At 27.9% G+C, this 269-nt stretch carries 1 protein-coding gene; it reads right to left on the bottom strand.

Annotated elements, in window-relative coordinates; all coding sequences use genetic code 11:
* Positions 1–269 (bottom strand): hypothetical protein (locus tag ACFP9U_RS25340; protein ID WP_378625673.1); only part of this gene is annotated, 269 nt, incomplete at both ends.

The following is a 269-nucleotide window of genomic DNA, read 5'->3' as shown; positions in this document are numbered from 1 at the left end:
GAAACGTCATCGTTTGTTTTAATATAAGTAGAAGCAATTTTTAAAACGTTAATATCTGGATGAAGTTCTGTTATAACGCCTTCAAGAATCGTCATTGACTTTGCTAATAATAGAAAATCATTTGGCATAATCATTTTGTATTTATTTGTAATATATAGTACATCAGAAAAGAATGCACTCAAATTTATATTTTTAAAACTTCTCGAAGCATACATGTGATAAAAATCTGCAAGATCTTCACTTAACGCAAAGCGATTAACCTTTGTTTT

The sequence above is a fragment of the Nitratireductor sp. GCM10026969 genome, assembly GCF_042660605.1.
Classification (GTDB): Bacteria; Pseudomonadota; Alphaproteobacteria; order Rhizobiales; family Rhizobiaceae; genus Chelativorans.
The sequence above is the reverse complement of the archived record's forward strand: the minus strand, read 5'-3'. Positions and strand labels throughout refer to the sequence as shown.